The 25,363-nt window shown below is 57.6% G+C and carries 18 protein-coding genes; 12 read left to right on the forward strand and 6 right to left on the reverse strand.

Annotated elements, in window-relative coordinates; all coding sequences use genetic code 11:
- Positions 1–13 precede the first annotated feature (13 nt).
- Both JOE09_RS10440 and JOE09_RS10445 read right to left on the reverse strand, forming a co-directional pair.
- Positions 14–1,456 carry an NAD(P)/FAD-dependent oxidoreductase gene (locus JOE09_RS10440; RefSeq protein ID WP_205065731.1) on the reverse strand — a complete coding sequence of 481 codons (1,443 nt, stop codon included), beginning with the start codon at positions 1,454–1,456 and terminating at the stop codon, positions 14–16.
- Positions 1,457–1,470: 14 nt separating this feature from the next.
- Positions 1,471–3,636, reverse strand: coding sequence for a FepA family TonB-dependent siderophore receptor (locus JOE09_RS10445; protein ID WP_205065732.1), 2,166 nt, complete (start codon positions 3,634–3,636; stop codon positions 1,471–1,473).
- 887 nt (positions 3,637–4,523) lie between these two features.
- Between JOE09_RS10445 and gdhA the strand changes: the two genes are divergently transcribed.
- A complete protein-coding gene (gene gdhA, locus JOE09_RS10450) occupies positions 4,524–5,867 on the forward strand; it encodes an NADP-specific glutamate dehydrogenase (RefSeq protein ID WP_205065733.1) in 1,344 nt (447 codons plus the stop codon).
- 181 nt (positions 5,868–6,048) lie between these two features.
- Here gdhA and JOE09_RS10455 read toward each other — a convergent pair whose 3' ends face one another.
- Positions 6,049–7,443, reverse strand: a complete 1,395-nt coding sequence (locus tag JOE09_RS10455; protein WP_200543109.1) for an amino acid permease — start codon at positions 7,441–7,443, stop codon at positions 6,049–6,051.
- 605 nt (positions 7,444–8,048) lie between these two features.
- Here JOE09_RS10455 and dld point away from each other — a divergent pair.
- The 5 genes from dld (at position 8,049) to JOE09_RS10480 (ending at position 14,290) form a co-directional block, all read left to right on the forward strand.
- A complete protein-coding gene (gene dld, locus JOE09_RS10460; protein WP_200560507.1) occupies positions 8,049–9,740 on the forward strand; it encodes a D-lactate dehydrogenase in 1,692 nt (563 codons plus the stop codon).
- 38 nt (positions 9,741–9,778) lie between these two features.
- Positions 9,779–11,476 carry an Hsp70 family protein gene (locus tag JOE09_RS10465; RefSeq protein ID WP_205065734.1) on the forward strand — a complete coding sequence of 566 codons (1,698 nt, stop codon included), beginning with the start codon at positions 9,779–9,781 and terminating at the stop codon, positions 11,474–11,476.
- A gap of 1 nt (position 11,477) precedes the next feature.
- On the forward strand, positions 11,478–12,980 hold the full coding sequence (locus JOE09_RS26125; RefSeq protein WP_239553035.1) for a J domain-containing protein: 1,503 nt from the start codon (positions 11,478–11,480) through the stop codon (positions 12,978–12,980).
- 3 nt (positions 12,981–12,983) lie between these two features.
- The gene (locus tag JOE09_RS10475; RefSeq protein ID WP_205065735.1) at positions 12,984–13,691 is read left to right on the forward strand and encodes an alpha/beta fold hydrolase; all 708 of its coding nucleotides are present in this window, start codon (positions 12,984–12,986) and stop codon (positions 13,689–13,691) included.
- Positions 13,692–13,825: 134 nt separating this feature from the next.
- Positions 13,826–14,290 carry a DUF3828 domain-containing protein gene (locus JOE09_RS10480; RefSeq protein ID WP_205065736.1) on the forward strand — a complete coding sequence of 155 codons (465 nt, stop codon included), beginning with the start codon at positions 13,826–13,828 and terminating at the stop codon, positions 14,288–14,290.
- Between the two features lie 2 nt (positions 14,291–14,292).
- On the opposite strand, the gene JOE09_RS10485 is transcribed toward JOE09_RS10480, so the two are convergent.
- Complete coding sequence (locus tag JOE09_RS10485; protein WP_205065737.1) at positions 14,293–15,228, reverse strand: VirK/YbjX family protein; 936 nt, start codon at positions 15,226–15,228, stop codon at positions 14,293–14,295.
- A 182-nt stretch (positions 15,229–15,410) separates the two neighbouring features.
- Between JOE09_RS10485 and JOE09_RS10490 the strand changes: the two genes are divergently transcribed.
- Both JOE09_RS10490 and JOE09_RS10495 read left to right on the forward strand, forming a co-directional pair.
- The gene (locus JOE09_RS10490) at positions 15,411–16,241 is read left to right on the forward strand and encodes an AraC family ligand binding domain-containing protein (RefSeq protein ID WP_205065738.1); all 831 of its coding nucleotides are present in this window, start codon (positions 15,411–15,413) and stop codon (positions 16,239–16,241) included.
- Between the two features lie 78 nt (positions 16,242–16,319).
- Positions 16,320–17,279: a DMT family transporter gene (locus JOE09_RS10495; protein ID WP_205065739.1), complete on the forward strand. Its 960-nt coding sequence runs from the start codon at positions 16,320–16,322 to the stop codon at positions 17,277–17,279.
- A gap of 115 nt (positions 17,280–17,394) precedes the next feature.
- Here JOE09_RS10495 and JOE09_RS10500 read toward each other — a convergent pair whose 3' ends face one another.
- Entirely contained in the window at positions 17,395–17,790 is a 396-nt protein-coding gene (locus tag JOE09_RS10500) for a transposase (RefSeq protein WP_205065740.1), read from the reverse strand.
- A 281-nt stretch (positions 17,791–18,071) separates the two neighbouring features.
- Positions 18,072–18,353 (reverse strand): YjcB family protein, encoded by a 282-nt coding sequence (locus JOE09_RS10505; RefSeq protein WP_123331848.1) that lies wholly within the window; start codon positions 18,351–18,353, stop codon positions 18,072–18,074.
- 768 nt (positions 18,354–19,121) lie between these two features.
- Here JOE09_RS10505 and pgaA point away from each other — a divergent pair.
- Genes pgaA through pgaD form a run of 4 tightly spaced genes read left to right on the forward strand, consistent with a single transcriptional unit; the run spans position 19,122 to position 25,348 of the window.
- Positions 19,122–21,575 (forward strand): poly-beta-1,6 N-acetyl-D-glucosamine export porin PgaA, encoded by a 2,454-nt coding sequence (pgaA, locus tag JOE09_RS10510; RefSeq protein WP_338049331.1) that lies wholly within the window; start codon positions 19,122–19,124, stop codon positions 21,573–21,575.
- A gap of 10 nt (positions 21,576–21,585) precedes the next feature.
- Positions 21,586–23,595 (forward strand): poly-beta-1,6-N-acetyl-D-glucosamine N-deacetylase PgaB, encoded by a 2,010-nt coding sequence (gene pgaB, locus JOE09_RS10515; protein ID WP_205065741.1) that lies wholly within the window; start codon positions 21,586–21,588, stop codon positions 23,593–23,595.
- Complete coding sequence (pgaC, locus tag JOE09_RS10520; protein ID WP_200543119.1) at positions 23,592–24,920, forward strand: poly-beta-1,6-N-acetyl-D-glucosamine synthase; 1,329 nt, start codon at positions 23,592–23,594, stop codon at positions 24,918–24,920. Before pgaB ends, pgaC begins: the two co-directional genes overlap by 4 nt.
- 5 nt (positions 24,921–24,925) lie before the next feature.
- Positions 24,926–25,348 carry a poly-beta-1,6-N-acetyl-D-glucosamine biosynthesis protein PgaD gene (gene pgaD / locus JOE09_RS10525; protein WP_205065742.1) on the forward strand — a complete coding sequence of 141 codons (423 nt, stop codon included), beginning with the start codon at positions 24,926–24,928 and terminating at the stop codon, positions 25,346–25,348.
- The last annotated feature ends 15 nt before the right edge of the window (positions 25,349–25,363 follow it).

The following is a 25,363-nucleotide window of genomic DNA, read 5'->3' on the forward strand; positions in this document are numbered from 1 at the left end:
AATACCGGCAGGATCAGTGGCGGAAGGTGAACGGCGAACCGTCGCTGAAGCGGTTGAAGCGGTAGATATGAGGATTACAGGTGGTCTGTTCACCGGCTATCAACTGCGCCAGCATCTGGCCAGCCGCCGGGCCGGTCGTCAGGCCATTTCCTGAAAAGCCGGTTATCACGTAAATATCGTTGCGGTTGGCGACGGCGGAAATGTAGGGCGTTGAGTCCGGGCTGGCATCAATAATCCCGGCCCATTGCTCTTTCACCGTGGTCTGTTGATAGGCAGGCCAGGCACGGCGAAGGTTTGCCAGCGCCTCCTGCGTTGCCGCGTGGTCAACCTGGCCGGACAGCATCCTGATCTCTTCAAACGGCGTAATATCCTGTGCCGACCAGCGTGATTTCATATTCAGCGAATGGAAGAAATCACGGGTGAACGTTATCTTCAGCAGATCCGACGAATAGCGCAGGCTGGGGAAGAAATCGGTCAGGTACTTAAAGCTGGCTTTGGTCACCGGCGCGATATGCTGCATCACCCCAATTGAGGTTTCACCACTTGCCATCTGCCGCCAGACAAAATCGGGGCCATAGCCCGCGCCGGGTAAAGTTCCTTCAGCGCTGCTGATGCGCAGCATGGAAGAGTCAATCGACAGCTGCGGCAGATGATAGCCAGCGTTCTCGGCGAACAGAGCCGACCAGGCGCCTCCCGCCAGGACCACATTCTGGCATTTGATAAAGCCCTGTTCGGTATGGACCCCCGCAACCCGGCCCGCTGCGTATTCGATGGTGCGTGCGGCGCAGGGCGCAACAATCTTCACCCCTTCCCGCATGGCACCTTCGGCAATACGAGAGACGGACCAGACCGGTTCTGCCGTGCCGTCGCTGGCCTGATACAGCATCGCTTTATATTTGTCCCCGGCACCGGCAATAACGGCGTTCATCGCTGCACCTGAAACGATGCGGGCATCGCATTGCGGATCGCGCGCGCGGGCGTGCTTCAGCCACTCTTCTGCCGCTGAGATTTCTTCATCGGTGTGCATCATGACGTAGTTGCCCGTTGCTCTGAACCCCACGTCGGTATCAAAGCGGCTGGCAAAGCCCGACCAGATACGTTTGGACTGATTGGCTAACTCATACTTACCCAAATCCCAGTGGTTGGAATAAACCCAGCCGAATGCGCGGCTGGACTGTTCTCCTGCGACGACGCCTTTTTCCAGCACCACTACGTTCAGTTTCTTTTCATTAAGGAACAACGCGGTGGATATTCCGGCAATACCGCCGCCAATCACCACCACGTCGGCTTCCACCGGGAGATCCGCCCGGGTTGACACTGCCTGAGCGCGCGGGATCTGTGAAGCGGAAATGTACCCGGGGCGGGCGGCGGTAAACACCCCCGCCGGAAAGCCCACCGCTGCACCGGCAATACCGCATCCTGCGCCCATTAAAAACTTACGACGACTGACTGACATCTCTGTTCCTCGCCTCAGAATGATACGGTAGCGCCGAAGTAATACGCCCGGCCCGGTTCGTTATAGGTTGAGGCTCCTTCGGCACGGCGTTTAATCTCTTTGTCAAACAGATTGCTGATGCCGGTTTTCAGATCGAGGTTCTTCGTCATCTGGTACTGCAGGTTTAAACCCACCAGTCCATACGATCCTACGCGGGTCTGATCCAGACCGTTATTTAACTCGGTATGGTTAACGGCATATTTTCGTGGCTTTTGCGGGCCGTAGAAGGTGTAGCTGACGTTCGCCGACAGGTCCTGACGGATTTTCCAGTCGAGGGTTGAGTTAATGGTGTATTCAGGAATAATCGACAGCGGATTTCCGGTGGTTTTATCCTCGGAGGTAATCATATAAGTGGCGTTAGTATTAAAGTTCAGCGCATCGCTGACCGGGACGGTGACGTTGGCTTCCAGACCCTCCACCACCGCTTTTCCGGTATTTTCCCAGCGCAGGATGGCGGTACCGGAATTCGTTGCGCCAAGGAAATCATTACCGGCGATAATTTTATTTTTATAGTCATTTCTGAACCACGTAATACCCGCGGCCCAGCCCTGATGATTAAATTCCAGCCCGATCTCTTTATTCACGCTGACTTCCGGTTTGAGATCGTCATTGCCCGCCAGGTAGCAGGGTTCATAGCCCACGGTGAGCGGGCAACCATTACCCCGGGAATAAAGCAGATAGTCGGGGCTGGATTGATACAGGTTTGGCGCTTTGAATGCCCGCGCAATACCGGCCTTCAGAGTAAAGTATTCGCCCAGCGCCTGTGACAGATTCAGGCTGGGGCTGAAATTACTGCCAAAGCGGTTGTCGTAATCCATGCGCAGGCCCGGTATCACCTGGGTGGTTTCGGTGGCCTGAATATTGTCCTCGAAATAGATGCCGCTCAGATCGGAGTGAGACTTCACATGGCTGCCGTTTGCCGCCGCGCCGCTGACGGCATCGCCGGAAATCAGCGTTTGCAGAGCTGAATTCGGGGCCTCAAGCTCGGAGCGGTTCCACTCCGCGCCAAGGGTAATGGTCTGCTCACGCAGCCAGTCAACGGGGAAGTTAATCTCGCCGTTCACCCGGTAGTTCCGCAGCTGGCTGGTGATGAAACCGGCCCCGTCTTTAATCGACCCCTCCGTGCGCCCGGTCAGGCCTTCATCGAGTCGGCTGTTGCGCGTTCCGTCATACTGAAATGCCAGCTTAGACTGGCCCCAGTCCCAGATGCCGTTGTGCGTGATGCCGAAATTCTGCCGATAAAGCTTATTGGTTTCCGCGCCGGACTGCGCCAGCGCCTGCGTGGCATCAGAAGCCAGGCTGAATTGAGTATCACCCGCGTAAATATTTCCCTGCCTGCTGTAGCCCGCTTCGAAATCAAGGGTTTGATTATTGGTCGGTTTCCAGGAGAGCACGGCGTTAATATCTTTATTACGTACGCCTTCACGTCCCGCAGGGGTTAAACCCGAACTGTTATCTGTGCCATTAATCGACGGGCTGTCGGCTTTCGTTTTATTCCAGCTGCCGTACAGTCTCATCGTTAATGCTTCATCCGCCAGCGGGCCGCTGAGGCTGAAGTTGGTCCGGTTGGTATTCCCCTCGCTGCTGCTTTCTGGCTGATTGAGGAAATAGCTCAGCGAGCCGTGCCAGGCGTTGGTTGGCCGTTTGGTGATGATGTTCACCACGCCGCCCGCTGCGCCGGAACCGTAACGTGCCGCTGCGGGTCCTCTAATCACTTCAATACGTTCAACTTCTTCGGCCGGTACCCAGTTGCTGTCGCCGCGCGTGTCGCGTTCGCCGTCCCACGCGTAGCGAATAGCATTGCGAGAGGTGACCGGATTGCCATCGATCAGAATCAGCGTGTTTTCCGGGCCCATTCCGCGAATATCAATCTGCCGGTTATTTCCCCTGGCGCCGGTGCTGCTATTGCCGGTGAGATTCACGCCCGGCATTTTGCGAATAATATCTGAGAGATCGTTAACCGGAGGATGTTTACTGATGTCTTCGGCGGTAATTACCGACACGCCCGGCTGCTGTTTAATCTCCTCTTCGGCGGTGACGAATAAGGTTTGTTCAGCGGACTCTTCTTTTTTTAGTGGATTATCGCCATCCGCATCAGCGGAATACGCGGGAGGCAGGATGCCGTATAGCGCGAAAAGCATCAGTACCCTGAGAGGTTTGAACGCAACAAAAGTAGTGGTTTTCATAAGATAAGCGCATTTTTTTAATAAGGATGTTTATGATATGCATTCTCATTAATGGATGTAAACAGAAAAGTGTACATATGTACAACTTATTAATCCCTTCAAAAACAGTGCCTATTTGTCGGGAATGGCGGTGGCAAGAATGACTGGTTAAGTGAGAGATCGTATTGCTGGAGAAAAGGATGGCGCTTTTTAAACGGCGAAGATAAGGGTGTTTTAAGCGGATAATAACAATTCGTGATGTGACGTCAGAGGCTAAATCTTGTCGGGCTTTGCGGTGATCTGAACTATTACTTCGTTAAGTAACGGATTATTTTATCTCCAGGTTTTGAGCATTGCCTTTATGCCTTTAGTGATAAGTGTGCAATCAAAAATGGTTTTTACCTGCGAATTTTAATCAGAGTTAATAATCATTTCTGGTTATTTAATACCATTATAAAAAATGTGAATTAACGGGTGTTGTTGCCGTGGTTTTAATTTTTATGTGTCTTTATGATTAACTTTAATTAGCATTTATTCGTCATAATTTTTTCTTATAGATTGTCTTAACCTTATGTAATTATGGTCTTTTTGTTATGGTGCCAAATGGCTTGTACTGGCATGGTTGATTTTAGCGCGATCCCTTGCAGAGCGCGCCAGCCGTGCCCTGGGCGATGATGAGTCACGAAATTCGTGCGTCATCCTGTCGCTCGATATAGGTTTTCAGGCGATTAAAGGGGCAAAACTTTTTTGTTGTGCGCTTGAAAAGCGATGATATAGTCGTTGACGCACAATATTACCTCACTGGCTATTCAAATAACTCTTAATTAGCACCAGTGACATCCCACAGTCAGAAGGATTTAGTAATGAAAGGTTTTAACTCTCTGGAGTCGTTTCTAACCTCCGTCCAACAGCGTGACCCTAATCAACCGGAATACCTGCAGGCGGTACGTGAAGTCTTTACCTCTCTGTGGCCGTTTCTGGAACAGAACCCGCAGTATCAGGAGCAGGGATTGCTGGAACGTTTGGTGGAACCAGAGCGAGCCATTCAGTTTCGCGTAGCCTGGACCGACGACCGTGGCCAGGTACAGGTGAACCGCGCATGGCGCGTACAGTTCAGCTCTGCCATTGGTCCTTATAAAGGCGGTATGCGTTTCCATCCTTCTGTAAACCTGTCAATTCTGAAGTTCCTCGGCTTTGAACAAACCTTTAAAAACGCCCTGACCACACTGCCGATGGGCGGAGGGAAAGGCGGTTCTGACTTCAATCCGAAAGGCAAAAGTAACGCGGAAGTGATGCGTTTCTGCCAGGCGCTGATGACCGAACTGTATCGCCACCTGGGCCCGGATACCGACGTTCCGGCGGGCGATATCGGCGTGGGCGGCCGTGAAGTGGGCTTTATGTCCGGGATGATGAAAAAGCTGTCCAACAACACCAGCTGTGTGTTCACCGGTAAAGGTCTGACGTTTGGCGGCAGCCTGATCCGTCCTGAAGCCACCGGTTATGGCCTGGTGTACTTCACCGATGCAATGCTGAAGCGCCACGGTCTGGGCTTTGAAGGCAGCCGTGTTTCCGTTTCCGGTGCCGGTAACGTGGCGCAGTACGCCATCGAGAAAGCGCTGGAACTGGGTGCGCGTGTCATCACCGCTTCCGATTCCGGCGGCACCGTGGTGGATGAAGAAGGCTTCACCACCGAGAAGCTGGCGCATCTGGCCGAGATCAAAAACGTACGTTACGGCACCGTGGAAGACTACGCCCGTGAACGCAACCTGGTTTACCTCGCTGGCCAGCAGCCGTGGAGCGTGCCGGTGGATATCGCACTGCCGTGCGCCACGCAGAACGAACTGGATCTGCCAGCTGCTAAGCAGCTGATTGCTAACGGCGTGAAGGCCGTTGCCGAAGGCGCAAACATGCCAACCACCATTGCGGCAACCGATGCCTTCCTGGATGCGGGCGTACTGTTCGCACCGGGCAAAGCGGCTAACGCCGGTGGCGTGGCGACGTCAGGTCTGGAAATGGCGCAGAACGCCGCGCGTATGAGCTGGAAGGCTGAGAAAGTGGATATTCGCCTGCAGCACATCATGCTGGATATTCACCACGCCTGCGTTGAGCACGGCGGTGAAGGCAAGCAGACCCATTACGTTCACGGCGCGAACATCGCTGGCTTCGTTAAAGTGGCCGATGCGATGCTGGCACAGGGCGTACTGTAAGCGTTCAGGTCGTCTGCGGTGGGCGGTTGTGCCCATCGGGCGGCATCAGCAGGCGGCATCCGTAAAGACACCGTCTTCTGCAAAACAGGCTCTGTCGGTTACCCGGCAGAGCCTGTTTTATTATGTGGCCACACGCTTACGTTTTTTCAGCAGCAACGCACACGGCCACTCTTTCAGGCGCTCACACCGCCTCTGACTCAACCTGCGCTTTGCGCTGCTTCACCCGCCAGACCCACTCCAGCAGAATAAACCACAGCGGCATGGTACACAGCGCCGTCAGCGTATCGGCATCAAACACCATCACCACCAGTGAGAACAGGAAGAACAGCAGCGTCAGCCAGCTCATGGCGATGCCCGCCGGCATCTTGAAGGTGGAACGCTGGTGCAGGTCCGGGCGACGTTTGCGGTATACCAGATAGGCAATCAGGATCATCGCCCAGCTGTAGATCACCAGAATCGCCGCCAGGGTCGAAACCACGGTGAACAGCGTCATCACGTCCGGCACCAGGAACAGCAGCAGCGTGCCAATCAGCATACAGAAGCAGGTAAACAGCAGGCTGTGCACCGGAATCGAGGTGGTGCGCGACAGAATGCGGAACTGCCAGTGGGCGTGATCGTCAACCGACAGGCCGTAGAGCATGCGGGTGCTGGAGTAAACGCCGCTGTTGGCGGAGGACATTGCCGAGGTAAGGGCGACAAAGTTGATAATCGCCGCCGCCGCCGGAAGCCCGGCTTTATCAAACAGGGTGACGAACGGGCTGGTATCCGGCGCGATATGCTGCCAGGAAGTCACGGCAATAATCACCACCATCGACAGCACGTAGAAAATGATAATGCGCATTGGAATGGCTTTAATCGCCTTCGGCAGTACGCGTTCCGGCGAGCGGGTTTCGGCGCTCATGGTGCCGAGCAGCTCAATGCCGGTGTAGGAGAAGATGGCGATCTGGAAACCGGCGAAGAAGCCGACAATGCCGTGGGGCATAAACACCTGCGGGTTGGTGACGTTGCTCAGTGACGCCTGCACGCCATCCGGCGAGGTCCAGCCGCTGGCGATCATCCAGCCCCCGGTGACGATCAGCGCCACGATGGCAATCACCTTGATAATGGCGAACCAGAACTCGGCCTCGCCAAACATTTTTACCGACAGCAGGTTAAGCAGGCACAACAGCGCCAGTGTCGACAGCGCCGGTATCCACGGCGACAGTTCCGGCAGCCAGTACTGCACGTAGCCGCCGCAGACCACCACATCGGCAATGCAGGTGACTACCCAGCTCAGCCAGTAGGACCAGCCGAGGTAGAAACTGGCTTTCGGCCCCAGATAGTCGGCCACGAAGTCGGCAAACGAGCGATAGTCCAGCCGGGTCAGCAGCAGCTCACCCATCGCCCGCATGGTCATATACATAAAGAATCCGACCACCACGTAGGTAATCAGAATGGAGGTTCCCGAAACGGCAATGGTTTTACCTGCCCCCATAAACAGCCCGGTACCGATGGCACCGCCGAGGGCGATCAGCTGGATATGACGGGAACTCAGGCCCCGGTGCAGATTTTGCTGCGCATCCGCTTGGTCAGACATGGCATCCTCTCAATATTTTTTGCAGGCAAAGCAATCCCGTCCCGATGAAAAAGGGGGGCAGGCGTACTACGCGACGAGAAAACGGACAGCGCCGTATGGCCTTCACTCAGGCCAGAACCGCTGGCGGGAGGTGAGCGAGTGGCCTAATGCTGGCCGTGGGGGATAACAATGTCAACACAGAATAGTTCGGAATTATTCACTTTTTGATCACATTCAAGTTTCTGAAAAACAGAGGAAAAATTAATTTTATGCATTTTGTGTGAATAAAATATGCATAAAAATACTTTGCCTATGGCTGCTAAAAAGCTAACTATTTATTCATCCTTTCCTGCCGTTTTTTTCAGAAAAATAATCCACGGTCAGAATAAAAATGCGTCGCGCTATTTCTGGACGAACGGCCAGTCATCCAGTCGATCGCCTCTGCATAATGCGCTTTCACCGAAGATCTCTCTGAAATTCCCGAACTGGCTGAAATCATTATCAATGTTGTGGATTTATCCGCCGATAAACCGCGGCATTTTCTGTCGAACAGTGCTAGCTCTGGCGGAAAAGTGTCAGGTACACTCTTTGCGCACATCAATCTTCCAGGGAGAGGTCAACCCGCTATGCAACATGCCAATACCCTACAACAGCTTGGCAAGGTGGTCGGTGCCGACGGTCTGATTACCGACAGCTATCAGAAAGCGTACTACTGCAAAGGATTTCGCGTGGGCCACGGTGACGCGCTGGCCGTGGTGCTGCCTGCAACGCTGATTCAGCTCTGGCAGGCGCTTAAAGTCTGCCAGCAAAACGACGTGATTATTCTGATGCAGGCGTCCAATACCGGCGTGACCGGCGGATCGACCCCGCACGGAGACGATTACGATCGCCCGGTGGTCATTATCAGCACCCGCAAAATCAAAGGGGTGCAGGTGATCGATAATGCGCAGCAGATCGTGGCGTTTCCCGGCAGCACGCTGACCGAACTGGAAGAGAGCCTGAAGCCGTACGGCAAAGAACCGCACTCGGTGATCGGTTCCTCCTGCATTGGTGCCTCCGTCGTGGGCGGCATCTGCAACAACTCCGGCGGATCGCTATTACAGCGCGGCCCGGCGTTTACCGAAAAATCTCTGTTTGCCCGCATTACCGACGACGGTCGGCTGGAGCTGGTGAACCATCTGGGTATCGATCTGGGCACCGAGCCGGAGCAGATGATTGCCCGGCTGGAATCCGGCGATTACACCACCGGCACCGCCGCCGACTGGCAGGGGAAAATCTGGGCTGACGACTACGCCTCGGTAATTAAGGACGTGGATGCCGTCACGCCAACGCGCTTTAACGGCAATCCGCAGTATCTGCACGACAGCGCGGGCTGCGCCGGAAAGGTGATTGTGTTTGCCGTGCGCCTCGCCACCTTTGACGCCACGCCGCAGGAAGACACCTTCTATATTGGCACCAACGATGAGCAGGTGCTGCTGGAGCTGCGCCGCTATCTGATTGAAAGCCTTGAACAGCTGCCGATTCAGGCGGAATACATTCATCGCAATGCCTTCCGCCTGACGCTGCGCTATGCCCGCCATATGCTGCTGTCGATTAAGCGGCTGGGGCCGTCGGCGCTGCCGGGGTTGATGCAAAAAAAAGCCCGCTGGGATGCGCGGGTGAAGCAGCTCAAGCTGCTGCCCGCCAACACCATCGATAAGCTGATTCAGCTGGGCAACAGGCTGACGCCGTCGACGATTTCGCCGCGCCTGCTGTCGTGGCATCGCCGCTATGAGCATCATCTGATGATCAAGGTCGCGCACGAAGAAGCCGCCGCGATGAACCGCCTGCTGACCGCGTTCTTTGCCGAGCGCAACGGCGACTGGTTCCACTGTACGGAAGCGGAGCAGGGCGATGCGTTTCTGGTGCGTTTCGGCGTCGGTGCCTGCACCGTTTTTTACTGCGACTACTACGGCATCAATACCGATCGTCGGCTGATTGCCTTCGACGTGGCGCTGCGGCGTAACGACGAGCAGTGGATGATCCAGCTGCCGCCGGAACTCCAGGCGCAGGTGCTGGAAGGGTCCTGCTGCGGCCACTTCTTCTGCCTGGTCAATCATCAGGATTACATCCTGAAGCCCGGTGTGGACGGCGCGGCCTTTAAAGATGCGGTGCTGGAATACCTCGATCGGCGCGGAGCGAAGTACCCGGCGGAGCATAATATCGGCCATCTGTATCACGCCTCCAGCGAGCACGAGCAGCATTTTCATCAGCTTGACCCGACCAACAGCTGTAATCCGGGCATTGGCAAAACCAGCAAGAAAAAGAACTGGGCATAACATTTACCCGCGCGGGCGGGTCAACAAGGACAGCGTGAATGACCACCGATTTAGTTATTGGTATCGATCTTGGCACCTCAAACAGCCTGCTGTGCCTGTGGCGCAACGGGCGTTCAGAACTGGTGCCGAACCGCTTTGGCGATTTTCTGACGCCTTCGGTCGTCGGCGTGGACGATGCGGGCAATATGCTGGTGGGCCAGCCCGCTAAGGCGCGGTTACAGTCGCATCCTCACCTCACCGCCGCCAGCTTTAAGCGCCATATGGGCAGTGAAACCACGGTGAAGCTTGGCGCACAGAGCTTCCGCGCCGAGGAGCTGTCGGCGATCCTGCTGCGTCAGCTGAAAGAGGATGCGGAAAACGCCCTCGGTCAGCCGGTATCCTGCGCGGTGATCACTGTTCCAGCCTATTTCAACGACGTGCAGCGCCGGGCGGTGAAAACTGCCGGTGAACTGGCCGGACTGGAAGTGAAAAGGCTGCTGAACGAACCGACCGCCGCCTCGCTGGCCTTTGGCCTGCTGAATAACCAGCAGCAAAAGTACCTGACCTTTGACCTCGGCGGCGGCACCTTTGACGTGTCGATTATCGATATGTTCGACGGCGTGGTGGAAGTGCGTTCCAGCAGCGGTGACGTGTTCCTCGGCGGCGATGACTTTAACGTGGCGATCCTGCGCTGGATGCAGCAGCAGTTCCCCGAGCTGAATCAGGCGGAAGGTGCACTTTACGCCAGCCTCACCCAGCTGGCCGAACGCCTGAAGTGCGATCTCACCCAGTCCTCTCCCGCCACCGCCGAGCTGGAATGGCAGGATAAGCGCTGGCAGTGGGAGCTGAGCGAGGCGAAGTTTGCCGAGATTTGCAGCGAGCTGATTGCCCGCCTCCAGCGGCCCGTCAGCCAGGCGCTGCAGGATGCCCGTTTCACCCTCGATCAGCTGGATCACGTGCTGCTGGTGGGCGGTGCCACGCGTATGCCGCTGATCCGTCAGACCGTGGCCCGCCTGTTTGGCCGCTTCCCGCGCCACGATCTGCATCCTGATCAGGCGGTTGCGCTGGGCGCAGGCGTGCAGGCCGGGATGGTAATGGAGGACAGCGCGGTGGAAGACGTGATCCTCACCGACGTGATGCCGTACTCGCTGGGCGTGGCGACAATGCGCGAGCAGCATGGCCGCCAGGAAGCGGGCTTCTTCCTGCCGCTGATTGAGCGCAACACCTTCCTGCCGGTGAGCATGGAGAAAACCCTGTGTACCGCCGTCGACAATCAGACCCTGGTGGAAGTTGAGATCTACCAGGGGGAAGGGCGGCGGGTGAAGGACAATATCCAACTGGGCGACATTAAACTTGAGGTACCGGCGCGCAAGGCGGGTGAAGTCAGCATCGACGTGCGCTTTACCTATACGCTGGACGGCATTCTGGAAGTGGAGTGCCGCACGTCGGCATCGGACACCATCAGCCGGCTGGTGATTGAAAACGTGCCGGGCCAGATGAGCGCGGAGGAAATCCAGCAGAGCCTGCAACGGCTGGCCTCGCTGAAGCAGCATCCGCGCGATCGGCCGGAAAACCGCCGGGTGCTGACCCGCTGCAACGAGCTTTATCGCTTCCTGCTGGGTGAAGAGCGGCAGCAGATTGATGCGGCGCTGTCGGCGTTCGAACAGCTGCTGGAAACCCAGGATGTACGTCAGATTGCTGATTTCCGTCAGCATCTGGAGCAGATGCTGTCCCGCTACGATAACTGGACCCAGTAACATGAACGAATGGAGCGTACTGGGGATCGATCCGACCCGCGACGAGAGTGAGATCCGCCGCGCCTATGTGAAGCAGCTGAAGCAGCACCGCCCGGATCGCGATCCTGAAGGCTATCAGCGGCTGCGAGAGGCGTGGGAGCAGGCGAAGCAGTATGCCGCCAGCGCGCCGGGCGAACTGGCCGGTTTTGGCTTCCAGGTTCAGCCCGGGGAAGCTGGCTTAACGCGGGTGCTTGATGATGGCGTGGAGTGCAGCGGAAACGGTAACGGTGTTCGGCGTGATGGCGCTGCAATCACCGACGAGGAGGCGGGCGCACATGCCGCCGATCGCATTCTGCTGCCGGAAGACATTGAGAATTCGCCCAATCGCACAGGCAAGACGTCAGATAACGCAGAAGATATCCCTCTGCCGCCGCCCGCCTACAGCATAAAAGAAATCAACCGGCTGGCGGATCGGCTGCTGGCATCAGAGCAGGGCATGGAACAGTTGGAGGAAACCTGGCTGCGGGTCGCGGCTAACGGCTCGCTGTTGCAGCAGCAGCAGTTCAACCAGCAGCTGGCGCAGGCGCTGGTTGACCGACCGGGACTGACCGAAGAGCTGTTAATGCGCCTGTCGGAAACGCTTGGCTGGGGGCTGGACGGCTACGATGATACCCGCCTGTTATCGGGCCGCCTGGTGTGGAAGCTTAACCGCGCCGCACGCCGCACGGCAATGGGGGCAAGCTGGCAGGCGCTGCTGCATTCCGCCGGAGATTCCTGGCGCAAAAAACGGATGGTGGCGTTAATCGCCGGCAGCGACGAGAAAATGCCGCTGTGGGCAAGGCTGATCCCCAATTTTCTCGCCGATATGAGCAAGCAGGTGGATGAACTGTGCACCCGCTATCCCGAGCTGACCGACCGCATCAACCCGATGGTGTTGCAGTACAGCCAGGAAAAGTGCTTTCAGGAACGGTTCTTTCAGGAAAAGCACGTTGCCCTGAGCTGGGCTGGCGTGTATCTGCTGCTGTTCTGGGGCGTGGTCATGAACCGCAGCGCGGTTGAGGCACATCCCACATGGCCGGTGCTGACGCTGAGCGGCGTACTGATCCTGTTTTATCTCTACGGCCACGATCTGGTTTTCCAGACGCTGCGGCGCTGGCAGTTTGCGTTAGGCGTCTGGCTGCTGATTGAAGGCATACTCTCAGCCCTGGTGGTTGCCCTCTTTTTGGTGCTGATGCATTTTGGCCTGCCGAAGCTGCTGGGGAACCGGGCAGAGCTGGCGGGCCTGCTTGAAATCATGCTGGCGCTGATTGTGCTCAGCGGGGTGTGGCGCATCCGCGAGCGCGGCGTTCCCGTTATCTGCCTGCCGGGTCATCTGGTGTGCTGGCTGCTGGCCGCGCCGTGGAACGCGCCGCGTGCAATACCGTCACGCCTGCTGGGGGCAATCATTGGCCTGACCGCCTATTTCGGCAGCTGTGCCGTTATGTATGAGTTTTTCAAGTTGGCCAATAATGTTCTGGAGCACTAACCGATGACCGCACTGGTATTACTGCCCGGACTGATGTGCGATGCCGGGCTGTGGCAGGGGTTGTTGCCGCAGCTGGAGGCGACAGGCCCGCTGACCTTTGGCGATCTGTCGCAGGGAAAATCGGTTGAGGAGATGGCCGCCAGGGTGCTGGAGTGCTGCCCGCCGGAGTTCGTGCTGGTGGGGTTTTCGATGGGCGGTTTTGTCGCCCGCGAGATTGCTCGCCAGGTGCCGCATCGCGTACGGGGGCTGGTGCTGATTGCCACCTCCAGTGCAGCAGACAGCGTGATGCAGTCGCAGTTTAAAGCGACGGTCGCCGGGAAGCTTGAGCAGGACAGCGGCCCATTCCGCGGGCTGAGCCACCGGGCGATTAAGCTGTCGCTGGGCCAGCAGCATGAAGACGATCCGCAGCTGGTGCAGCAGATCCTCGATATGAGCCTGCGGCTGGGGCGGGAAACCTGGATTCGTCAGCTGCAGATGGCGCGCAACAGCGACAGCCATCTGCTGGCCGACATTCGTTGCCCGACGCTGGTGATTGCTGCCGCAGACGATCGCATGCGCAGCCTGGCGGAGTCGCGGGCGCTGTGTGAGGCGATCCCTGATGCGGAATTCCGGCTGGTGGAGGATTCCGGCCATATGCTGCCGCTTGAACAGCCACAGCGGCTGGCGGCGATCCTGACCGAATGGATGAATCGATGCGTCACTCGCCGATAAACAGTTACCAAAAAAAGCCGGGAACACCGCCGGGAACACTGGATTAGCCGCGTAAATTCAATACAATCACAGGCGGCATGGAGTGCCTGGGCTGATTGAGGAAAACAAGTCGTGGTTAATCCGGGATGGTTGGAATGAAAAAGTGGTTATTGATGCTGATTGCCCCGATATTCGCCTTTCAGGCGATGGCGGCAGAGCATAATGCCGATCCGCACAGCACCAGCGTGGCCTTCTACAGCTGGTATCTGACGGCGCTGAGCAAAGAAGAAAGCCCGATCGATGAGCACGATCCGCTGCTGAGTGAGTATGTTACCCAGCGGCTGCTGCAAAAAATCAATCTGCTGATTAAAAGCCCGGAAGGCATGGATGATGATTACTTTCTGCAGGATCAGGACTACAGCGACGGCTGGGTGAATAACGTCAGCGTCAGCGATTTCACGCTGAACGGCAATCGCGCCTTTGGCGATGTGACCCTCGGGCGCGACCCGACCGACCAACAGCATCTGCTGGTCACGTTGGTGCATGAACGCGACGGCTGGAAGATTGACGACGTACAGCTGGAACCGGCCGCCGGTACCGCGCAGCCGCCAGCCGGTTAATCTTATCGGGTAAAGCGGCTCAGCTGCTGATGCAGCTGGTCAAGTAGCGCATAGCGGCGGCGGTACTCGGCGCGCTTTTTACTGGCGATCTCCTCCAGCGGTTTTTGCGCCAGGCTGAGCGGCAGCTGGTATAAATGACGCGAGGCCACCGTCGCATTAACCGACTGCCAGAACTCATCATAGCAGGCGTGAAACAGCGCCCTTTTTTTCAGGCGATAGCGCAGGCTATAGAACACATGGCCGCCATCGCGCACCGCATAAATCTGCTGAATGCCCATCGTTACGGCGAGCTGCATCAGCGCTTCCAGCAGCACTCTTTTGGGGAACAGCCCGTGGCACGCTTTGGTGGCGTGGCGAATAAATTCATGCGGCGTATCGCGGTGAGCGCCCTGCAGGCCGCCGATGATCAGCTGCGGTTTGCCATTGCGCTCGGTCACGGCAAACGTCAGCACCCCCAGTAGAGTGCCGTCGCAGTGGAGGAGTAAATTCACTTCCCCTTCGCGCTCGCAGCGACCGTTGCATATCATGGTGATCGCTATGGCCTCACCGTCTTTCCCGCTGAAGCGGGCGAGTGTGAAATCTGTCGCGCTAAGCATCGCCTGGCGCAGCTCTTCACACGCCAGCTGCGAGACGAAGCGGTAATGATCGTGCAGCGCCGCCACGCGCTGGCTGACCGACAACCCAAGATGCAGGTAAGGGCGGTGGATTTTTCCCGGCAGCGTGGGCTGCTGCGGCAAAATCTGCTGCATCGGCGCAAAGGCGGCGATATGGCGCATATGCTGCCAGCTGCTGACGGGGGTCAGCATGGAGCGCAGCAGAAACTTGGCGCGCCACGAGGGCGAAAGCCACAGCTTTTCCGGCGCCAGCTGGCCGCCAATTAATGCTGAAAATAACGCAAGGCCGTTGTTCGTACGTGGAGTAAGAAGAATTTCCGACATAGCAGATTATCCTTTTCCGCTGGTTAAAACCGTATTTGAGCAGGTGTCAGATAAATAGAGTCACAATGAGTGCGAGGGCTTTTACTGCACAGGTGAGCCGTTTAACCGGGGTTTAATCAGCACTTTTCGACGCGACCTGAACGTCGTAAACTGATGGTCGATTTTTCAGCGAGGAGGCGAAAGTGGAAGGTGTACCGGAACAGTTTTGCTACGAGCAGGACCGCGCCAGCTTCCGCCATCTGCCCGGCGTGCAGGGCGTAGAGCTGTATCGTGCGCACATCACGCACTATGCCTTTGAGCCACACACCCACGAAGCGTTTGGCATCGGAACGATCGACATCGGTGCCGAGCGGTTTCGCTATCGCGGTGAACAGCACCTGGCCCCGGTCGACTCGCTGGTGTTAATGAATCCGGACGAGCTGCATACCGGCGAATCCGCCAGCGAAGGCGGCTGGCAGTATCGTATGATTTATCTGGAACCGCAGCGGCTGGCCGAGCTGACCGGCGAATCGGGCTGGTGGTTTGACCGCGCGGTGCGCCATCACCCGCAGCACGCGCGCGAAGTTTCGCAGATCCTCTCCCGACTGTGGCAGACGAACGATGCGCTGGCGATTGATGGTCTGTTGCTGTCGCTCTGTGACGTACTGCGCCCCCACGCCCGTAACGTTTGTCCCTCAGAGGCTCCGGCCCGCCACCGCTTCGATCGGGTACGCGACTATCTGCGCGATAATCTGGCGGAACGTATCACTCTCGGCGATCTCTCCGCGCTGATGTCGCTCAGCCCTTATCATTTCCAGCGTCAGTTCAAGGCGCAGTATCACGTTACCCCGCATCAGATGCTGATGGCTTTTCGTCTCTATCAGGCCCGTCAGCTGCTGATTGATGGCATGCCCTCAGCCGAGGTTGCCGCCGCCGTCGGGCTGACCGACCAGGCACATCTGACCCGCAGTTTTGCCGCCCGTTATGGCATCACCCCCGCCCGCTATCAGAAGCAGGTCCGCCAGAGCGGTTAGCGCAATTTGCTACAATCCCCGTCTTGCCATCCCCCGTCATAATACGGTATTGCTTTTGCGTGCCTTCTGGAGTGAACGATGTTAGCGGGAATTTTATTTGCCCTCGGAGCGGGGCTGATGTGGGGATTGATCTTTGTCGGACCGCTGCTGGTTCCGGGCTATCCGGGAACCCTACAGTCCATGGGGCGCTATCTGGCCTTCGGGCTGATTGCGCTGCCGCTGGCCTGGCAGGATCGCCAGCGCCTGCGCGGTCTGACGGGGGATGACTGGCGGGAAGCGTTTAAGCTGACGCTGGTGGGGAATCTGCTTTACTACGCTTTTCTGGCGACGGCTATCCAGCGTACCGGCGCGCCGGTTTCCACGATGATTATCGGCACGCTGCCGGTGGTGATTGCGGTCTGCGCCAACCTGTTTTACGGCGGCGATGATGGCCGACTCAGCTGGCGGAGCCTGGCTCCTGCACTGCTGCTGATCGTCTGCGGGCTGGCCTGCGTTAACGTGGCTGAGATGAGCGGGGCCGGGCAGCAGTTCGACCCGTGGCGCTATTTCAGCGGTATTGCGCTGGCGCTGGCTGCGGTTATCTGCTGGACGTGGTATCCGCTGCGCAACTCGCGCTGGCTGCGGCAGCATCCGGCGCTGCGCCCCGGTACCTGGGCAACCGCGCAGGGGCTGGCAACGCTGCCGCTGGCGCTGCTGGGCTATCTGCTGGTGATGGGGCAGCTGCATCTGACGCAGCCTGAGTTTACCCTGCCGTTTGGCCCACAGCCGGGAGTATTTATCGCGCTTATGCTGGCTATCGGGCTGCTGTGCTCGTGGCTGGGGACGCTGTGCTGGAATGAAGCCAGCCAGCGCCTGCCTGCGGTGCTGCTCGGGCCGTTAATCGTATTTGAAACGCTGGCCGGGCTGGCCTATACCTTTGCCCTGCGCCAGGCGTGGCCACCTTTGCTGACTTTTTGCGGCATTATCTGCCTGATTAGCGGGGTGGTGGTGGCGATGCGGATTAAGCCTCAGCCACGGATTGTGCCGCTGAACGAATAATCATCAGACAGTATGCTGCGTTAACTTTAGCGAAAACATTAGCACCGACCGCATATTACTTGCCCGGTCGGTGGCTAATGTTAAAGAGTGATAAATAATTGCTGTTGTCAGCAGACTACTGACTGTCACAGCTGCAAGGGTAGTGATAAACGCTGCGGCTGATATTCAGCAGGCGGCAGCTGCGGCGGGTTCCCACGTTGTGGGTATCCTGCAGGAAGGTGACCGCTTTGCGTTTATCCCCGGTGGTGAAGAAGTTCTTCACAATACTCTGAAGCAGTTCTTTATCGGAAGAAAGCAGCTGCAGCTCGCGCGACAGGCTGTGCAGAGACTCTTCTAATTCTTTGATTTTTCTTCCATGTTCTGAATTTAATCCGGCGTACTTCTTTTTCCAACTGTAGAACGTTGCTTCAGAAATACCAAGGTTTTCACAAATCTGTTTAACCTTAATACCGTCTTCTGAATCTTTAATTGCTCTGCTGATTTGTTCTGCCGTATATCGTGACTTTCTCATAAATGCTATTACCTTTCTTAACTATAATATGGCGATAATAACTGGAGTTAATTCGTGCTGAGGTAGTTCGGCTATTTTATATCAGTATTTCACGATATGCGATTAGGAATATTCTTGTGGAATTAAAAATAAATTCTAATTCGGATTGTTGCGGTGAAAGTTATTTTAGAGCCGGCGGTAATTCCACGCTGTTTTAACAAAGTAGCAAAGAAGGGGAAGTGAAGGGGGGAAATGAAAACAACATTGCCCGATGAATCCCGTTGACTCATCGGGCAGGGAAATCAGGGCATCGGCCAGTCCGGCGGCGTCTGGCTCATGACGTTGATAAACACGTCTTTAGTGATATGCCAGAAGTTGTATAAATTCTCCATGCTCAGGGTCATCCCCAGCAGGCCGGTCACAAACCAGCACGACATGCCAATGCCGATGCCGGTGAAGACGAACGCCATGGCGTTGCGGCTGGCTTTACGGCACTGCACGTTAAACGTGCTGGCGATAAACATCATTACTGCACTCAGCAGTTCCCATCTCATCAGCATAACGCTGGCAGTAATCGTACCCATGTTTAACTCCACGATGATCGGTCCTGACAGACTGGAAGCGGCATCACCGAAAGCGGAACAAGAGCTGCCAGGTAGGCTCTTTCCGGACTGACATAAAGGTCAAGGAAGTGTGACGACGGTCACATTATATCATCGGTTTTTAAAAGTTGAACGAAATTTACGCATGCCATAGCCGTTTTTTCCTCGCGGAAAGTGCCCTGTCGCTATGCGGCCTGCCGGGTTTTTCTTAATCGAAAAGAATGAAATTTATCACGGTGATTAAATTTGCCCATCGAAAAAGGCTTTTTCACTTTGCAGAAAGGCAGTGAGTCAGCTAAAGCCGTGCGGTGAAAATCAGATCCATTTATTACTGGAGTTTTGTGGCTGTCATTTTCACGATTAAATATTCATGACAACAATGATTAATCACTCTGATATGAATTTCTTTTTTCATTTTTTGAACAAGCGTCTTTTTCTAAATTGCAGAAAGTGGCGGGATTAGTCTTATTTCAACTGGTATGGTGAGTTTGGTAATTTATTGAAAATAAATAATTTATTGTTTTAAAATTTCAGAAAATAATCCTGGATTACAACGGTTTAAGAGGAATCTTAAGCCTGAAAAGTTGTACAGCTCGTCAATGCTATGTAGGATTTTCATCACCAATGATACGTCTCCCCATTTTCCCGAAACCCGAATTCGGGTGGGGATTCCTTCACCCTAAAAAATTAAATAAATAATAAACCCAACAATACACCTGTACGGATAAGTAAAATAATAAAGGAGTTGCCGTGTTATTTTGTTGCTTTTCCAGGTTGAAATGCCGCCCACACCAGCGGAAAAAAACGGTCGCGTTATTACTGACATTCAGCACCCTGCCATCGCTGGCAGCGGCGCAGAATTATGACGCCCTGATCGTTGCCGCTCGCGAGGGGAACAATGCTCCTGCTCTGCGATTCTTCGACGGTGAAGCCGCACGACGAACGCTGAGTGCGAGTGAAATAGCCGATTGGTTGCAGATTGCCAACTGGGCCGGGAACGATCGTCAGGTGGTGGCCGTCTGGCAGCGTTACGATCGGCAGGTGACGCTGCCGGTTCGTGGCCTGCAGGCGGTGGCCGGTTCGCTGCGCAATCTGCACCAGTGGCAGCCATCGCTGGCGGTCTGGCAGCGGGTGCTGGTTCGCGAGCCGGGCAACGACGATTTGTACAGCGGTTATCTGATGACCCTGGCCGATGCCGGGCGCAGTGCGCAAGCCCTGCCGCTGGCGCAGCAGCGTGTCGCACAGGCTGCTAACGCGCGTCGCTGGCTCGATCTCTCCTACGTTCAGTTTGCCGCCGGGAAAAAAGAGGATGCGCTACAGTCCGCCAGCCAGGCGGAATTGCGCTTCGCCAGCGATCGGCAGATTGAACAAAACTACCTGAACGCGCTCTCCCTCAATCGGGTCAGCGGCCCGGCGCTGCTTCAGGCTTCGCGTGCAAACCCCGATGCGGCGCAGCTGCGCAGACTGCAGCGCGATGCCGCGGCGGAAAAAGTACGTATTGCCTTTGCGCCCAGCCGCTCGGAAGCGGAACGCTTTACCGTCGCCGATCGGGCGCTGGCCGAGTATCAGCCGCTGCTGGCGGCCTGGCAGCACGACCCTGCCGCTCATTCTGACTATCAGCAGGCGCGCATCGACAGATTGGGTGCGCTGGTGGCCCGCAGCCGGATGCAGGAAGCGGTGGATGAGTACCAGCGGCTGACGGCGGAAGGTACGGTGATCCCGACCTACGCCCGCCGCTGGGTGGCGGCCGCCTTCCTCTGGCTGCGCCAGCCGGATCGCGCGGTGGCGATTTATCAGTCGCTGTCGCCGGAAACCTCATCCAGCCCGCTCAGCCGCACCGAGCAGAGCGATCTGTTCTATGCGCTGGCGGAGGATGAGCAGCCCGATGCAGCACGTCGGCAGAGCGATCGGTTCGTTGCCTCCAGCCCGTATCTGCTCAATATTTTCGGTTCACCGGAACGGGTGCCTAACGACGACTGGCTGGATGCGCAGCAGTTACAGGTTCAGTCGGCACTGCTGCATGACGATCTGCCTGCGGCACAGCAGCAGGCCGAACATCTGGCGCGCACCGCGCCGGGCAATCAGGGATTACAGATCGACGTAGCCAGCCTGTGGCTGACCCGCGGCTGGCCGCGCCGCGCCGAAGCCGAACTGAAGCGTGTTGAAAGCATGGAGCCGCGCAGCCTGGGGCTGGAAACGCAGCAGGGGCTGACCGCGCTGGAGCTGCAGGAGTGGCGGCAGGCCGACCTGCTGGCGGATGACGTGATCGAGCGCCAGCCGGAAAGCCGCAGCACGCAGCGGCTCGATCGCCTGCGTGATGTGCATCGTTACGCCGAGCTGCGCGTGCAGGGTGAACACGGCATCAACTCTGACAGCCCGGTCAGCGGCGCTAACGATCTTTCCCTCGACGCGATGCTCTACAGTCCGCCCATCGAAGAGAACTGGCGGGTCTTCACCGGTCTGTCGTTTGCCGACAGCGAGTTCAGCGAAGGAAGGGGAATTAACCGCAGCGTACGCGGCGGCGTGGAGTACCGCGCGCGCGACAACTGGGCGGAAGCGGAGCTGAACGGCCAGCGCTATGGCAGCGGGCAGAAAATCGGTGCGCGGCTGTCGGGCTGGCACGATTTTAGCGACAGCTGGCGCATCGGCGGCAGCGCGGAGCGGCTGATGCGTGAAGCGCCGCTACAGGCACTGCGCAACGGCATCACCGTCAACGGCGGTAATCTCTGGGCGCGCTGGCGGCAGAGCGAACGCCGCGAATGGCAGGTCTCCGTCGCGCCGTCCTGGTTTTCGGACGGCAACAACCGCGTTGAGTGGTCGGTTGACGGCTCGGAGCGGCTGACCTCGGGCGCGCGCTATACCCTCGACTTCACGCCGAATATCAGCGGCAGCCACAACAGCAAAACGGATACGCCGTACTACAGCCCGTCGCAGGATCTGGCGGTGGTGCCTGCGCTGAGCCTCGATCACCTGATGTATCGCCACTATCAGACCGAATGGAGTCAGCAGGTTGAGCTGGGTGCCGGTGCCTACTGGCAGCAGGGGCAGGGCAGCGGCGCGGTGACCACGGTCAGCTACGGCCAGCGGGTTCGCTGGAACGACGTGCTGGATACCGGCGTCAAGCTGACGTGGGATAAACGCCCCTATGACGGCGTCCGCGAGCAAAACCTTTCTGTTTCATTTGATATGAACTACCGATTCTGAGGATCAGACGATGCGTTTGTTCATGCTTCTTCTATTGTTGCCTGTCGCGCTGCTGCTAAACGGATGCAGCCAGGCCGAGCGCCCGCGCTTTCTCTCTCCTGCTGACCGACAGCTGTCAGCGGCGGAAAAGCCGTGGCCGAAAAATCACTTTATTGTCCTCGCCTATCACGACGTGGAGGATGAGTCCGCCGATCAGCGCTACCTGTCGGTGCGCAGCAGCGCGCTGAACGATCAGTTCGCCTGGCTGCGGGAAAACGGCTATCACCCGGTGTCGGTGGATGAGATCCTCACCGCCAAAGCCGGGGGGAAACCACTGCCGGAGAAGGCGGTGCTGCTCAGCTTCGACGACGGCTACAGCAGCTTTTATCGCCGCGTCTGGCCGCTGTTACAGGCGTACCGCTGGCACGCGGTGCTGGCCCCGGTGGGCAGCTGGATCGATACCCCCGCCGGGCAGCCGGTGAACTTTGGCGGGCTGATGACGCCGCGCGATCGCTTCACCACCTGGCAACAGATCGCCGAGATGTCCCGCTCCGGGCTGGTTGAAATCGGCGCGCACACCTGGGCCCAGCACGAGGGCGAGGTATCCAACCCGCAGGGCAACAGCGAGCCGTATGCGGTGAACCGCCGCTACGACCCCAAACAGCAGCGTTATGAAACCGGGGCCGAGTACCGCCAGCGGGTGAATGCCGACGTGGAGAAAATCACCCAGCGTATTACCGAGGCCACCGGCAAAGCGCCGCGCGTCTGGGTCTGGCCTTACGGTGCCGCCGGCGGTGAAGCGCTGAGTATCGTGCGTCAGCACGGCTATCAGATGGCGATGACGCTGGATGACGGGCTGGCTTCCGTTGATGCGCTGGACAACGTGCCGCGCCTGCTGATTGCTAACAACCCCAGCCTGGAAAGCTTTGCCCGGCGGGTGGTTGAGGTGCAGGAAACCAGCGATATGCGGGTGATGCATGTCGATCTCGACTACGTCTACGATGCCGATCCTAAGCAGCAGGCGCGCAATCTGGACAAGCTGATCCAGCGCGTGGCCGACTCCGGGGCGAACACCGTCTTCTTACAGGCCTTCGCCGATCCGGACGGCGACGGGCGGGTGCATGAGCTCTATTTCCCCAACCGCTGGCTGCCGGTACGCGAGGATCTGTTTAACCGCGTGGCGTGGCAGATCGCCACCCGCACCAGCGCTGAGGTGTATGCCTGGATGCCGGTGCTGGCCTTCGATCTGGATAAATCGCTGCCGCGCGTGGAGAAAATCGATCTGAAAACCGGGCAGACCCGGGTGGACCCGCAGCAGTATCAGCGCCTGTCGCCGTACAGCGCAGTGGCCCGCGATCGTATTCGCGAGATCTACCAGGATCTCGCCAGTCACGCGGTGTTCAGCGGGATCATCTACCACGATGACGCGGTGCTCGCCGATGATGAAGATGCCAGCCTGGATGCTATGCGCGCCTATCAGGCCGCCGGATTCCCGGCGTCGATCGCCGAGATTCGTCGCGATCCTGCCACCTTCCAGCGCTGGACGCGCTTCAAGAGCCGCACGCTGATCGACTTCACCCGCCAGCTGACCGCTGACGTGCGGGCTATTCGCGGGCCGCAGGTGAAAACCGCGCGCAATATCTTTGCCCTGCCGATCCTGGAACCGCAGAGCGAAGCGTGGTTTGCGCAGAATCTTGACGACTTCCTGCAGGCCTATGACTGGGTTGCGCCGATGGCGATGCCGCTGATGGAAAAAGTGCCGATGCCGGAAAGCAACGCCTGGCTGGACAAGCTGGTGACCGAAGTGGGTCGCCGCCCCGGCGCGCTGAAGAAGACTGTCTTTGAGCTACAGTCCCGCGACTGGCGTCAGCCGGAACAGCACGGCGCTATCCCGGCGGCACAGCTGGCAAGCTGGATGAAACAGCTGCAAACCAGCGGTGCGCAGAGCTTTGGCTACTACCCGGATGATTTCCTTAACGACAGCCCTGCGCTGAACGACATCCGTCCCGTGTTTTCATCAACCTGGTATCCGCTGCCATGATCGATCGTATTCTTGCCTTTCTGATGCTCTGCCTGGTGCTGAGCATACCGTTCGGTATTACGGTGATTTATACCGGTGAAGTGATGCTGAACTTTGTTTTCTTCTGGCCGCTGTTTATGTCCGGCATCTGGATGACCGGCGGACTCTATTTCTGGTTTTATCGTGAACGCCACTGGAAATGGGGGAAAGACGTCGCGGCCCCCGAGCTGGAAGGGAATCCGCTGATTTCGATTATTGTTCCCTGCTACAACGAAGAGGCCAACGCCGAGGAGACGCTGCTGGCGGCACTGGGCCAGCGCTACAGCAATATCGAAGTGATCGCCGTTAACGACGGTTCCAAAGACAACACCGCCGCCGTGCTGGATGCGATGGCCGTCAGCCACCCCAAACTGCGGGTGATCCACCTGGCGGCTAATCAGGGGAAAGCGATTGCACTACAGACCGGCGCCGCCGCCGCGCGCAGCGACTTCCTGGTGTGCATTGATGGCGACGCGCTGCTGGACAGGGACGCCGCCGCCTGGCTGGTGGCACCGCTGCTGAATAATCCGCGCGTGGGGGCGGTGACCGGTAATCCGCGTATCCGCACCCGCTCGACGCTGATTGGTCGAATTCAGGTGGGTGAGTTCTCCTCGATTATCGGCCTGATCAAGCGCACGCAGCGGGTTTACGGCCAGGTGTTTACCGTTTCCGGCGTGGTCGCCGCGTTTCGCCGCCGCGCGCTGGCGGAAATCGGCTACTGGAGCCCCGACATGATCACCGAAGATATTGATATCAGCTGGAAGCTACAGCTGCGTCACTGGTCGGTGTTTTTTGAACCGCGCGCGCTGTGCTGGATACTGATGCCGGAAACGCTGAAAGGCCTGTGGCGCCAGCGGCTGCGCTGGGCGCAGGGCGGAGCCGAGGTGTTCCTGAAAAATCTGCGTCATATCTGGTCGTGGGAGTATCGCCGGATGTGGACGCTGTTCTTTGAATTCAGCCTGTCAACCATCTGGGCCTTCACCTATGCGGTAAGCGTCATTCTGTTCCTGCTGGGGCTGGTGATGCCGATCCCGGACAGCATCCGCGTTTACGACCTGTTCCCGCCGCAGTTTACCGGCATGGTGCTGGCGGTGACCTGTCTGCTGCAGTTTAGCGTCAGCCTGCTGATTGAACGCCGCTACGAGCCGCGTCTGGCCGGTTCTCTGTTCTGGGTCATCTGGTATCCGCTGGTCTACTGGATGCTCAGTCTGTTCACCACGCTGGTGGCGTTCCCTAAAGTGATGCTGCGCTCCAGAAAGCAGCGCGCCCGTTGGGAAAGCCCCGATCGCGGCATCGAAAAAGGATAATCACTATGGCGAATCCGTTGATTTTCACCCCGCGCGGCTGGGTGCCGCGCGCTATCGATTTTGTGCTGACGCTGTTTGGCTGGGGCGGCTTTATCTGGCTGTTTACCACCGGGCTGCTCAAAGTCCTGCAAACCATGCCGTTCAGTGGCCCGCGTCCGCTGGTTTCCGGGCTGAGTACGCTGACGCTGTATATCGGCATCGGGCTGTTTAATGCGCTGCTGCTGATCGGCTGGGCCAAGTATAACCAGCTGCGTTTTCGCACTGAGCGCCGTCGGCGCAGGCCAGGACTGGAGCCGGTAGAGGTGGCACGCAGTTTTGACATCAGCCAGCAGGATGTCAGCCTGCTGAGCGGCAGCGATATGCTGCGGGTGTATCACGATAGCGACGGGCGTATCACGCAGGTCGAAGCGCTGCGGGAACCGGCCTGAGGGCCGCTTTCAGGG

Origin of the sequence: Pantoea coffeiphila (assembly GCF_016909495.1) — a bacterium.
In the GTDB taxonomy this organism is placed as follows: domain Bacteria; phylum Pseudomonadota; class Gammaproteobacteria; order Enterobacterales; family Enterobacteriaceae; genus Erwinia; species Erwinia coffeiphila.